General features: G+C 36.8%; 12 protein-coding genes. All 12 read left to right on the forward strand.

Features of this window, described 5'->3' with window-relative positions; translation table 11 throughout:
• The first annotated feature begins 1 nt into the window (after position 1).
• Complete coding sequence (locus E1750_RS14000; protein ID WP_133277383.1) at positions 2–667, forward strand: acylneuraminate cytidylyltransferase family protein; 666 nt, start codon at positions 2–4, stop codon at positions 665–667.
• Positions 668–866: 199 nt separating this feature from the next.
• A complete protein-coding gene (locus tag E1750_RS14005) occupies positions 867–1,913 on the forward strand; it encodes an N-acetylneuraminate synthase family protein (RefSeq protein WP_133277384.1) in 1,047 nt (348 codons plus the stop codon).
• 426 nt (positions 1,914–2,339) lie between these two features.
• Complete coding sequence (neuC, locus tag E1750_RS14010; protein WP_133277385.1) at positions 2,340–3,479, forward strand: UDP-N-acetylglucosamine 2-epimerase; 1,140 nt, start codon at positions 2,340–2,342, stop codon at positions 3,477–3,479.
• Entirely contained in the window at positions 3,469–4,332 is an 864-nt protein-coding gene (locus tag E1750_RS14015) for an NAD-dependent epimerase/dehydratase family protein (protein WP_133277386.1), read from the forward strand. The genes neuC and E1750_RS14015 overlap by 11 nt, the downstream gene beginning before the upstream one ends.
• Complete coding sequence (locus tag E1750_RS14020) at positions 4,325–5,389, forward strand: nucleotidyltransferase family protein (protein ID WP_133277387.1); 1,065 nt, start codon at positions 4,325–4,327, stop codon at positions 5,387–5,389. The genes E1750_RS14015 and E1750_RS14020 overlap by 8 nt, the downstream gene beginning before the upstream one ends.
• On the forward strand, positions 5,386–6,384 hold the full coding sequence (locus E1750_RS14025) for a GDP-mannose 4,6-dehydratase (RefSeq protein ID WP_133277388.1): 999 nt from the start codon (positions 5,386–5,388) through the stop codon (positions 6,382–6,384). The genes E1750_RS14020 and E1750_RS14025 overlap by 4 nt, the downstream gene beginning before the upstream one ends.
• Positions 6,385–6,495: 111 nt before the next feature.
• Positions 6,496–7,932 carry an MBOAT family O-acyltransferase gene (locus E1750_RS14030; RefSeq protein ID WP_133277389.1) on the forward strand — a complete coding sequence of 479 codons (1,437 nt, stop codon included), beginning with the start codon at positions 6,496–6,498 and terminating at the stop codon, positions 7,930–7,932.
• Positions 7,933–8,832: a hypothetical protein gene (locus E1750_RS14035; protein WP_133277390.1), complete on the forward strand. Its 900-nt coding sequence runs from the start codon at positions 7,933–7,935 to the stop codon at positions 8,830–8,832.
• Between the two features lie 39 nt (positions 8,833–8,871).
• Positions 8,872–9,663: a hypothetical protein gene (locus E1750_RS14040; RefSeq protein ID WP_133277391.1), complete on the forward strand. Its 792-nt coding sequence runs from the start codon at positions 8,872–8,874 to the stop codon at positions 9,661–9,663.
• 81 nt (positions 9,664–9,744) lie between these two features.
• Positions 9,745–10,656 carry a polysaccharide deacetylase family protein gene (locus E1750_RS14045; protein ID WP_133277392.1) on the forward strand — a complete coding sequence of 304 codons (912 nt, stop codon included), beginning with the start codon at positions 9,745–9,747 and terminating at the stop codon, positions 10,654–10,656.
• A gap of 8 nt (positions 10,657–10,664) precedes the next feature.
• The gene (locus E1750_RS14050) at positions 10,665–11,507 is read left to right on the forward strand and encodes a GNAT family N-acetyltransferase (RefSeq protein ID WP_133277393.1); all 843 of its coding nucleotides are present in this window, start codon (positions 10,665–10,667) and stop codon (positions 11,505–11,507) included.
• The gene (locus E1750_RS14055) at positions 11,508–12,896 is read left to right on the forward strand and encodes a glycosyltransferase family protein (RefSeq protein WP_133277394.1); all 1,389 of its coding nucleotides are present in this window, start codon (positions 11,508–11,510) and stop codon (positions 12,894–12,896) included.
• Positions 12,897–12,902 lie beyond the last annotated feature (6 nt).

Here is a 12,902-nt window from a genome sequence, read left to right on the forward strand (position 1 = left end):
TATGAAAAACATAGCTATTATTCCTGCACGAGGCGGTTCAAAAAGATTACCTAATAAGAATATTTTGCTATTAGGAGGAATTCCTTTAATCGCTCACAGCATTTTGTATGCTCAGAAAAATAGCAACTTTATTGACGAAATTTACGTTTCGACAGATGATGATGCTATCAAAAAAATAGCGCTGGAGTATGGCGCTATAGTAATAGATCGTCCCGATTATTTATCGGGTGATTTAGAGCCCACGGTTTCGGCTTTGAAACACGTTTTAGAATCGATAGAAGGAAATGTGGACAATGTGGTCTTGTTGCAAGCCACAAACCCGTTGCGTCCTCAAAATGTATTGGCAGCAGCTTTTGAAGTCTATCAAAAAGGAAACTATGATAGTTTATTCACGGTATCTAAAAACTACCAAAAATTAGGTAAAATAGTCAACAATACATTTGTTCCCTTTAATTACGAACTCGGACAACGCAGTCAGGATTTGGAACCCTTGTTTTTTGAAAATGGGTTATTGTATATTGCTAAGGCGTCATTGATTTTGCAAGAAATTATTATGTCAGAAAACGCTTTTCCATTCGAAGTAAATTCTATTTTTGACCATGTCGATATCGATACTCAAGCGGATTTTGAGTATGCAGAGTATTTATTTGAAAAATTATGTCACTAGGAGAAATGCATCCCAACCCCTTTCACTCGATGAGTTATTTGATTGTGGAACTGTTGAATCTGGGATTTAGGAATGCAAATAATTGAGGAATGATAATTAAAAAACTTGAATAAATCCTGCGAGTCTTCTGTTTGAAGCTACGAGTTCCCCTCTCGAGAGGGGTTAGGGGTGTGTTAGTTGAATTTAAAAAATGAAAAAAATGAAAAACCCATATATAGAAATAGCCGGCCGAAAAATAGGACTAGATTATCCACCTTTAGTCATAGCCGAAATCGGTATTAACCACGAGGGTTCTCTAAAAACAGCAAAGGAAATGGTCGATGCCGCGCATCGTGCTGGTGTTGAAATAGTCAAACATCAAACCCATATCGTAGCAGACGAAATGAGTGGTGCCGCCAAAAATGTCATTCCCGGACATACTGATGTGTCGATTTACGAAATTATGGAACGTTGTTCCCTCGATGAAGCCGATGAATTAGCGCTAAAAAACTATGTCGAAAGCAAAGGGATGATTTTTATTTCTACCCCATTTTCTAGGGCCGCTGCCGATCGGTTGCAAAAATTTGATATCCCTGCCTATAAAATTGGTTCTGGTGAATGTAATAATTATCCTTTGCTGGAACATATCGCTACTTTTGGAAAACCGGTCATATTGAGTACGGGAATGAATACCATTGAAAGTATCCGCAAAGCGGTAGCAATATTTGATAAATATCAAGTACCCTTGGCTTTATTGCATACTACGAATTTATATCCAACACCGATTCCTTTGGTGCGCTTGGGAGCGATGATAGAAATGCATCAGGCCTTTCCCGATACAGTTTTCGGTTTGTCAGATCATACTTTGAATAACAATGCTTGTTTAGGGGCTGTAGCCTTGGGAGCCAGTATCTTGGAACGGCATTTTACTGACACGATACACCGCACAGGTCCCGATATTGTGTGTAGTATGGATGAACAAACTGGTCGCGAACTGATCGTTGGTTCCAATGAAATTTGGCAAATGCGGGGTGGTATAAAAGAACCCGCCAAAGAAGAGCAAGCTACTATAGATTTTGCTTTTGCCACGGTTTGTACGATTGCTCCAATCCAAAAAGGAGCCGTGTTTACTAAAGAAAATATTTGGGTCAAACGTCCGGGTACTGGTGAGATACTTGCGGAGCATTTTACTGATTTATTAGGAAAAAAAGCGACTAGAAATATTGAAAATGATGAACAGTTGCGCTGGGACGACGTTACTTCTTGACACAGCTCCTTCCGATAGCTATCGGAACCCGCTCAACAAGGGTGCTAGGAGTTGAAATCATTGTGAATTATGTAGTAAAGATATTTCTAAGCCCTACTAGACTTCTGTTTAGGGGGATGCATTCCCCTCTTGAGAGGGGGTAGGGGTGTGTAAAAATGGTAATGGAAAACAGATTTGAGAAAGGAAACTGAACAAATGAAGCACAAAAATTATTTTCAACAAAATTGTGCTCGTTCTGTCATTTGGAATGTATTGGAATGACTATTTTCAAACAGATACCATCACCAAAAGGATGAAAAAGTAGCAGCAATAGCCTATTTGCGATCAAGAGCTCAAGTACGTTTTCAATTGATCAATATTTACCATCAAAACCAATGTTATAAACTCCCTCGTTTTACCTATTTTTGACAAAAAAAAGAGTACGGCATGAAAGTTTTTGTATTAATCGAAAGAAGAGCAGACTATTCGAGATATCGGCCCATTTTAGCAAAAATGAAAGAAGATTCATTTTTCGAAATTCATTTAGTTGTTACGGGTATTTGTTTGCTGGATGTACACGGTAAGGATATTAATTATATAGAGCGTGATGGATTTGTTATCAACGCAAAAATACCCATGTTTGAAGAGGGAAACCCCGATAATGGTGCCGAAATGGTTCGCTCTATGGCGCGAGTGCTTGTAGGGGTAACCAATGAATTAGAAGCTTCAAAGCCAGATTTGGTACTAAGTGGATTTGATATTGGGGGCAATTTTGCTGTGACTATTGCCGCTGCGCACATGAATATTCCAGTAGCCCACATACAGGGTGGCGAAGTCACTGGCAGCATCGATGAAAGTATTCGACACGCGATGAGCAAATTTTCGCACATTCATTTTCCTGCCACTCAAGATGCCAAAAACCGATTGATACGGCTAGGGGAAAATCCGAAAGATATTTATGTCACAGGATGTCCTTCGATCGATGTTTTGGTCAATACACCTTATATGGCAAAGGAAGATTTAGAAAAAGAGTTTGAAGTAGATTTTTCTAAACCTTTACTTCTGATGATTCAACATCCCGTTACCACGGAGGCCAAATCCTCTTTGGATCAGATTAAAGAAACAATCAATGCCATCAAAAACAAAGGGGTACAAGCGATTGTTTTACTTCCTAATAATGATGCCGGACACGCTAAAATAATCGATGAAATTAAAAATTCAGGATTGAAGTGGCTTCCTTCTTTGTCCACCATTAAATTTGTTAATTTGTACCGCAATGCTTGGGCGTTAATCGGAAATTCATCTTCGGGGATTCACGAAACGCCCAGTTTAAAAATTCCGGCTATCAATATTGGCAACCGACAAATGGGACGTGAGCGAGCCGCCAATGTTATCGATGTACCGAACGATCAACTGCTGATTGAGCGAGCCATCGAAAAAGCGCTCTTTGACGAGGACTTTAGATGTTTGGTAAGAGGTATTGAAAATCCTTATGGTACTGGTAATTCGGCCGAAACCATTGTCCATCTTTTAAAGACCATTGACCTCGAAAAGGTGAGTATTCAAAAGGTGTTTTATGAAGGATAGCAAAATTTTATTACTTGGCGGTACCGGACTTCTTGGACAGAGTTTGCAAACTGAGTTCAAAAACAGTGCATTCAAAAATGTATATACGTGTTCGAGGGAAGCGTTAGAAAGCGCACAGCATATCCAAGGAGATTTGTTGGATGTAGCATTGGTACAGCAATTAATTGATTTTAAATTTGATTTGATTATTAATCTAACCGGACAAATTACTAAACCCATCGAAAATTGTTTATTGCTCAACTCAGTGGGAATTGAACACCTGATTCAAATCGTGCAGCAGAGTCCGAATTGTAAACTAATGCAGATTTCCACAGTCGGTGTGTATGGCACTTGTAGTTTTGCCGATGAAAATAGCAAGCTCAATCCAGAAACCCCATACTCTGTTGCAAAATGTAAAGCCGAAAAGCTACTTAAGAATCAATTAGCGTCTGCTAATGTAGTTATTTTTAGACTTTCCAATTTGTATGGAGAAGCGCAACTAAAAGGTATTTTTGCTTATTTGAATCGTGCCGCTTCCACTGATCGAGTGCTTGATTTTAATAATGATGGTTCCTTAGTTCGTTTTTTTATTCACGTCAACGATTGTGCAGCGGTACTCGTTGCGTTCATACAAAATCACCTTCAAAAGGAGTCGGGAGTTTATAACATCATTGGGCCAGACAAGTATTCGGTACTCGAATTAATTCAGCTTTTTGAAGAAATTAAAAACCTGAAATTTAAAATTAATTTGGATATTGCACCACCTTATGACAATGCTTTGAATCTGTCCGACACTAAAATCAGGAGTCTTTTCGACTATTCGCCAAAAATGAATATAAAATCGTACTTCAATACAATGAACAGTTATGATTAGAAATAAAGAAGAATTTTCACTATTCGTAGCGAGTCCCAACGATTCTATTAAAAGCTGTATGGCAAGGATAGAACAAAATAAAAAGGGGGGCTTGATTATTATTGATGAAAATCAGCTATTGCTCGGAAGTTTGAGTGATGGCGATATCCGAAGAGCATTACTGGCCGGGAAAACTCTAGACGACCCAATTACCGGTTGTTATAATACCAACCCCATTAAATCATTAGACCACGAAGCAGATGCGTTGAGCTTCGAAATTTTAATCGAAAAGAAAATTACGCTATTGCCCATTGTCAATGGTGCCAATATTTTGATGGCGATTCAGACCGCCGACAAAGGACATCGGTTTGAACCTGTTTCTAATTATGTCGTGCTTATGGTTGGCGGTGAAGGTCTGCGGTTAGGCGAACTAACGCGTGATATGCCAAAAACATTGTTAAAAGTGGGCGGCAAACCTATTTTGCAAACCATTTTAGAACGATTGGCCTATTTTGGGTTTAGAAACATCATCTTGTGTACGAACTATTTATCGGAAGCCATCGAAGACTTTTGTGGAGACGGAACTCAATTTGGTTTGAATGTTTCCTATTACAAGGAAAAAAATAAGCTTGGCACGATTGGGGCAGTCAAAAACCTAAAACAACAACTGAAGGAGCCCTTTTTAGTCATGAATGGAGATTTGCTTACGGGACTCAATTATAAAAACATTTTGGATTTTCATAGAGCGAATGGTAGTGTAATGACCATAGGGTGTGCGAATTACACTTCGAATGTGCCTTATGGAGTTATAGAAACCGATGGTGTAAGGGTTAAGAGAATTTTGGAAAAACCATCGTATTCGTATCGAGTGAGTGGCGGAATTTATGTGCTGAATCACCAACTTTTGGATTTAATACCCAGTGATCGCTACTTCGACATTACTGATTTGATGGAGATAATTATTGCGCAGCAGCAACTGATATCGGCTTTTCCTATTGAAGAATATTGGTTGGATATAGGACTGCCCAATGATTTTTTAAAAGCTAACGAAGATTATAATCAATTATTCAATTTATGAAAGAGCATTACCAAGGGAAAAGAGTATTCGTTACCGGCGCTGCTGGATTTATAGGGAGTCATGTAGTCGAAGAATTAGTACATAATGGTGCTATTGTTACCGCATTGGTGCATTATAATTCGAATTCCAATATCGCCAATTTAAACTATCTTGATATTGAAATTTTGCAGCAAGTAAACATCGTTTTTGGTGATGTTACCGATGCTTTTCAGATGGAGTATTTAATCCGTGGGCAAGATATCGTCCTGCATCTGGCGGCCTTGATCGGCATTCCTTATTCGTATATAGCACCAGCGGCTTATGTAGCAACGAATATAAATGGAACCTTGAATATACTTGAAGCTTGTCGAAAAAACAACACTAGTAAACTAGTAGTTACCTCTACCTCAGAAACATACGGAACGGCGCTATATGCTCCCATTGACGAAAAACATCCCTTACAAGGGCAATCGCCTTACAGTGCCACAAAAATCGGGGCCGATAAGTTAGCCGAAAGTTATTGGTTGTCGTTCGGTTTACCTGTTTGTATTTTTAGACCTTTCAATACTTTTGGTCCCAGACAATCGATGCGAGCTGTAATACCTACGATTATTGTTCAAGCACTGCAAGATGGTACTGAAATCAAATTGGGTTCTTTATCTCCGGTGCGGGATATGGTTTTTGTAAAAGATACTGCCGCTGGCTTTCTCAAAGCAGGTTTGTCTGCCAATACAAATGGTGAAGTCGTTAGCGTTGGAACGGGAACTGGCGCCACTATTGGTGAAATAGTAGATTTGGTGCAGGAAATCGTTGGAACTAACAAAACCGTACTAGAGGATGTTGGACGAGTGCGACCCGAAAAAAGCGAAGTTTTTAAACTAATTTGCGACAATCAAAAAGCCAAAGCATTGCTCGATTGGGAACCAAAAGTCAGTTTAAAAGAGGGGTTAGTACAAACTATCGATTTTATTCAAAAAAATCGAGCAATTTATAATGCAGAGGGTTATGTTATTTAAAGTGATTATTAGTTTCGTAGGCAGATTAAATTTTAAATACTAAGTTACGACCCCATACTTGATTAAACCAGATTTGGCCAACCAACCCCAAAAACAATTTAGAGACCGATAATGCTTTTCAATTCCCTATCCTTTTTACTGTTTCTTCCCATTGTTTTTGCACTCTATTGGTGGGTGAATAAAAAAGGTCTGCAGCTCCAAAATTTCTTATTGTTATTGGCGAGTTATTTCTTTTATGCTTGTTGGGATTGGCGATTTCTTTTTCTATTGCTTTTTTCTACAGCCTTGGATTATTTCACTGGAATACAAATGGTGGAAGCCAAAAATCAAGGACGTAAAAAGGTTTGGTTTTGGTTGAGTATAATTGTGAATCTTGGTTTTCTAGGGGTTTTTAAATACTATAATTTCTTTGCCGATTCTTTTGCCGAAACGCTTTTTGGATTGGGATTTCAAGCTAATTTTTGGACCTTGCAAGTGATATTGCCTGTTGGGATTTCCTTTTACACCTTTCACGGACTGTCCTATGTTATTGATATATACAAAGGAAGAATTCAGCCCGAAAGGAATATCATTACCTATTCGCTTTTTGTAGCATATTTTCCCTTGTTGGTGGCTGGGCCTATTGAAAGAGCGACGCACTTATTGCCGCAAATAAAGAAAAGACGATTTTTTGATTATCCGAAAGCCGTCGATGGGATGCATCAAATCACGTGGGGATTGTTTAAGAAAGTGGTTATTGCCGACAATTGTGCCTTGTATGCTAATGACATTTTCGATCATTATCAGTCGATGAATTCTTTGTCCTTAATTTTAGGGGCTATTTATTTTGCTTTCCAGATTTATGGTGATTTTAGTGGTTATTCAGATATCGCTTTAGGAACCTCTAAATTGTTCGGAATCGATTTATTGCGTAATTTTAATTACCCTTATTTTTCGCGAGATATTGCCGAGTTTTGGCGCCGTTGGCATATTTCATTGTCCTCGTGGTTTCGGGATTATTTGTATATTCCCCTTGGCGGAAGTCAAGGCGGGATGATGATGAAAATTCGGAATACCTTTATTATTTTCCTAGTCAGTGGTTTTTGGCACGGGGCAAATTGGACATTTTTGGTTTGGGGAGCTTTGCACGCTATGTTCTTCTTACCGCTTTTGATTACACAAAATAATAGAAATAATATTGAATCTGTAGCCAAAGGAAAATCTTGGCCAACAATACAAGAATTTATGGCAATGCTACTTACCTTTGGTTTAACGGCTTTTGCCTGGATCTTTTTTCGAGCTAAAACAGTTTCAGAGGCAATAGACTATATCAAAAATATATTCCGATTTAATTTGGAAGGCGGCATTCAGTTTTTAGATTTCGAACGCTATTCAGTTGAATTACTGATGCTATTGGGCTTGTTTATTATTGTCGAATGGAATGCAAGAGAACAGGAACATCCCATCAATGGAAAATGGGCAAAACTAAAAGCATTGGTAATACTGACTGCAATTTTGATTTTAGGTGTTTTTTCTAGTCCAAGTGATTTTATTTATTTCCAGTTTTAGATGAAAAAATTTATTAAATATTGCGTTGGTGGTTTTTTAGCGATTCTACTACTTATGTTAGTGTTGGATATTGTTTACACCAAGATTTACGAAACATCTTATCCTAGAAGTAAGTTTCAGTATTTTAGAAGTTTAAAAAACAAGAAAGTCGATTATATTTTCATAGGTTCTCCAAGGGTTGAAAATGGGATTGTGCCATCAATAATTCAAGACAAAACAGGTAAAACGGCTGCTAATCTTGGGTGGCAAGCGGCCAAGTTGGGGGATATTTATACCGTCCTGCAATTAATCAAAGAGTACAACATCCATTATGACAAAATCTTGATTCAAGTGGATTATATTTATAATATGGTAGAAGGACATTCTAATATTTTTGAATATGAAATGATGCCATTTGTAAGGGAAAATAACATAACTAGAGAATATTTGAATAGATTTGTTGAAAATTCAGATGCCAATTATTATATCCCTTTTTACAGGTATTGTAACAATGATTTGAAACTGGGATTCAGGGAGATTTTTGCAAACAGTATTCACAAAAAAAACAATGTTGCAACACATAAAGGGTATGTCGCCTTGCACGGAAATTCATTGAAATTAGAGGGGGCATTGCCAAAAGAAATTTTAAATAAAAATGCAATTCTAGACAGTATTCAGTCTTTTATAAAACAAAACAAGATGGAAGTCTTTTTTTATTGTGCTCCATTTTGCAAGAATAACCAGAACACGGAATTCACAACAGAACTAGCAAAGAAAATTCCGGGTTTTCGGGATTTTTCAGGTGTTATTGCTGATGATAGGATGTTTCAAAATTGCAATCATTTGAATGATAATGGCGCAAAACGATTTACGGAGATTATTACAGAGGAAGTGTTGATGAAAAATAACGAAAAGCATTAAACTAGGAGAAAAATGATGATATATTAAATTATAAACTAAATGCAACATAGAGTACTTTTGATCAATTATGCGAATGCTGTTTTTCGTAAAAGTCAAATAAAAAACAGTAAAACAGGTCGCGCAATTGGAGGATTTAAGGAAGTCATCTCCTATATTGCAAAAGATGTAGATGTGGCATTTCGCAGAAAACACGCCGCCATATTGAAACAAGAAAAAGGGGACGGTTATTTTTTATGGAAACCTTATTTTATTAAAAAAGCTTTAGACCTTTTAGAGGATGGTGATTATTTGTTTTATTGTGATTCAGGTGTTTATTTTATAGATTCGGTAGCTGAATTTGTGTCCTTTTGTACCACCAAGAAACAAGATATTTTTCCCTTCGAATTGATCCATTACGAAAGGGTTTGGACTAAAAGAGATGCTTTTGTGTTAATGGATTGCGATAAGGAACGATATTACAATACGAAGCAGCGATTGGCCAGTTTTACAATGATTAGAAAATCTGATTTTTCCTGTAAATTTGTCGATGAGTGGTTGCATTATGCTCAAGACGAACGGATTTTGACCGATATCGACAATCAATGTGGCTTAGACAATTACGAAGGTTTTACACAAAACAGATACGACCAGTCTGTTTTTAGCCTTTTGACCAAAAAGTACGAAATTGAAGCCTATCGTGATCCATCACAATTCGGAACCGTAATTGGCGAGCTGTATCCTGATTCGAATTATAAACCCTTTTTGTATCATACTCGTAAGCGAAATTATCCTTTTTATGTGGAATGGAAAAAATATTTGAGTCGAAAATTTTCTAGTATAATTAAGCAATAAGTTTAAGTGAACAATAGATATCAATGAAAAAGCTGGGGATAGTATGTGTCGTTTTCAGTTTTAGTATTTAATGAAATTTTTATGTTAACCGTTTCTAATTACCATTATATCCGCGAAAATTTTGCAACACCTTATCCCAGTATATTTGGTGTAACTCCTTGCGACTTTAGAAAACAATTATTGATGCTAAAAAACGAAGGAGATTTTATAGAACCCAAGTATCTCGTAGAAAATTTAAAAGATGTAATGGAATCTGCGGACCATCATTTTCTCATCACTTTTGATGACGGATTGAAAGAACAGTTTGAAAACGCTTTGCCCATCCTGGATGAATTGCATATTCCGGCTCTTTTTTTTATAAATTCTATCAATCATATCGAGAAGAAAGTGAGTTTGGTACATCAAATTCATTTGGTTCGGTCGGTGGTTTCCACAGCATCACTTTACGAAAACTTGGTTCATCACACGAATAGGAAATTAAACCAAGAGGAAATTCAACAGGCCCATCAGTTTTATCGATTTGATGATCATCAAAGTGCAGCATTAAAATATTTTTTGAATGTTTTATTGGATTTTACTACCCAAGAAAAATTTATAAATGGTATTTTTACAAAACATTTTAACGAAAAGGAAATACTGGAAAATCTGTATATGAATACAGATGAAATGCAGCACCTAATCAAAAGAGGGTTTCTAGGCAGTCATACTCATACACATTTGCCATTGGGAATTTATGAGGAACAGACTATACTTTACGAACTGGAGACTACCAAAAAATACTTAGAAAATTTAGGAGGTGTCGCAATAGACTGTGTAGCTTACCCTTATGGAACCAAAGAAGCCGCAACCGAAGAAGTGGGAAGACTTGCTAAACAACTAGGTTATAAAATTGGGTTTACAACAAATCCAGGATTAAATGAGGGGTCTAATAATCCGTTATTACTCAATAGATTTGATTGTAATGATTTGATTGGCGGTAAAAATTATAAATAAATTAGATTATGATTATTAGAGAAGCAACCATAAAGGATTGGGATAAACTTCTAGTTTTTTTTCAAAACATTTATAGACCTAACCATCCGCTTCATTGCAAAGAGTTTTGGAAATGGCAATACGGGGACGAAAAATTTGGTCGTTCGTTTATTTGTCTTGATGATACTGAACAAGTAGTGGCTCACGTTGGGGCGAGTTTTGAAAATGATTTAGCTTGGCTTATGAATCTTTATGTGAGCAAGGAACACGAAGGCAAACGTATTCCGTCGAAACTGTATGATTTGGCGAGACAATATTATCCTTTGGTAACGACCGCTGCGAATAAGGCAGCATTAGATATGTACCAAAGTATGCGATGGATTCGCTATCATAACTTAGTTAGGTACGTAAAAATAAATCCGATTATTACAGATGTAAATATAGAAAACGTTTGCAAAAGCACTAGTGTCAATGTACAGGATTATCTGGCACAGGACATTCATTATTTTCAACAGCCTACAATAAAAGGGCTTCTTTTCAAAGACGGCTCCCGAGCTGTCAGTCAAGAAGAGGTGGGCGGGCTCCGTGTTTTAGATATTGGAAACAGCAGAGAATTAGAAAGTGAAGCTTGGCGATTGGGTTTTTTATGGATGGATTATACAACATCGTGGAACGATACTAAAACTAGAAAATTGGAAAAAAATGGATGGGTTTTGGATTATAAAAGTGTAGTTCCTTGGCGTTTGAATCCAGTCGAAGAAAATTGTTTTTGTGACGTTAGTTTTCTTTCAGAAGAGCCTATAGATAAAGAATTGATAGTTAAAAGATCACATTCTGACCACGGTAGAATAGGAAGTATAAATAAGGTTTAAATGAAAAACTTAGGGGTAGTCATAACGGATGGTGTAGGTTTTCGAAATTTTATTTTGAGTGATTTTATTAGCGAAGCCAAAAATAATTTTGATACAGTGGTTCTCTATTCTTGTATTCCAGCTAATGCTTTTCAAAAATATCATTTGAATTGTAAAATAGTTGAATTAGATCAGATTAATGAAAAATTCATCACTTGGTTTTTTAGGAAGGCCAAAGAAGTCGCTCATTTGCAATTGCATAAAAAAAACAATTTTGGCATACAGGATAATTTTAATACCAATAAGACTAGAGCAAAAAATCCTCGTGGGTATGCTACGCGATTTATTTACAGCCTGACCACTTGGCTGCATTCGGAATCTTGGATATTGCGATTTAATAAGCTGCAACAATTAACTTTCCAAAATAATCCAATAGGCGAAATATTCTCCAAACAGTTGAAAGAAGATCAAATCGACATTCTTTTTTTTACGCACCAACGGCCACCTTTTATCGCACCGCTAATTTATCAGGCTGAAAAATTAAAAATTAAAACGGTTTCCTTTATTTTTAGTTGGGACAATCTCGCTTCTAAAGGAAGAATGGCGGGTAATTTTGATCATTATTTGGTATGGAGTGATTTGATGCAATCCGATTTGTTGCATTTTTATCAATCCGTAAAACCGCATCAAATTGATGTTGTTGGGACTCCACAGTTTGAACCCTATGTTTTGGATCGTTATAAAACCAACAAAGACGATTTTTACAAAAGGTATAATCTAGATGCCGCATTACCTGTTATTTTATTTACCTGCAATGATTCCAGCAGCAAGAATGACCCTTTTTACCTGGAATTACTAGCCGATTATATAGCTTCCAATAAAATACAAGCGAATTTAATAGTGCGAACGTCACCTGCCGATGTACCAAGTCGGTTTTTGTATCTACAGGAAAAATATCCTTTCATTAAGTGGAACTTTCCTGATTGGATATTAACGCGAGAAAATCACGCAGAGCCCTGGACACAGCGTGTACCCGAATTTGATGATGTGGTCCATTTAAAATCAGTATTGCAGTTTTCTGATGTGATAATCAATGTGCTGTCTACTATAATTTTAGATGGATTCTTGTTTGATAAACCTTCTATCTGTCCTGTTTTTGGCAATCAGCAGAAAGGATTTGACGACGCTTTAAAGTTTTTGGATTACGCCCATTTACAACAAGTCGAAGATAGTAATGCGGTAACGATTGTAAAAAAACAAGCAGACTATTTGATTGCGATTGAAGCAGTTTTAAAAAATCCGTTAGCTAAAATCAATGAACAAAAAAAGTTTGTTGCTTTAGAAATAGGGAAACCACTGCAAGGCACCAGTAAGCGAATCGCGTCAATTTTATCACAACTGAATGACTAAACCAAA

The organism is Flavobacterium nackdongense, assembly GCF_004355225.1.
In the GTDB taxonomy this organism is placed as follows: Bacteria; Bacteroidota; Bacteroidia; order Flavobacteriales; family Flavobacteriaceae; genus Flavobacterium; species Flavobacterium nackdongense.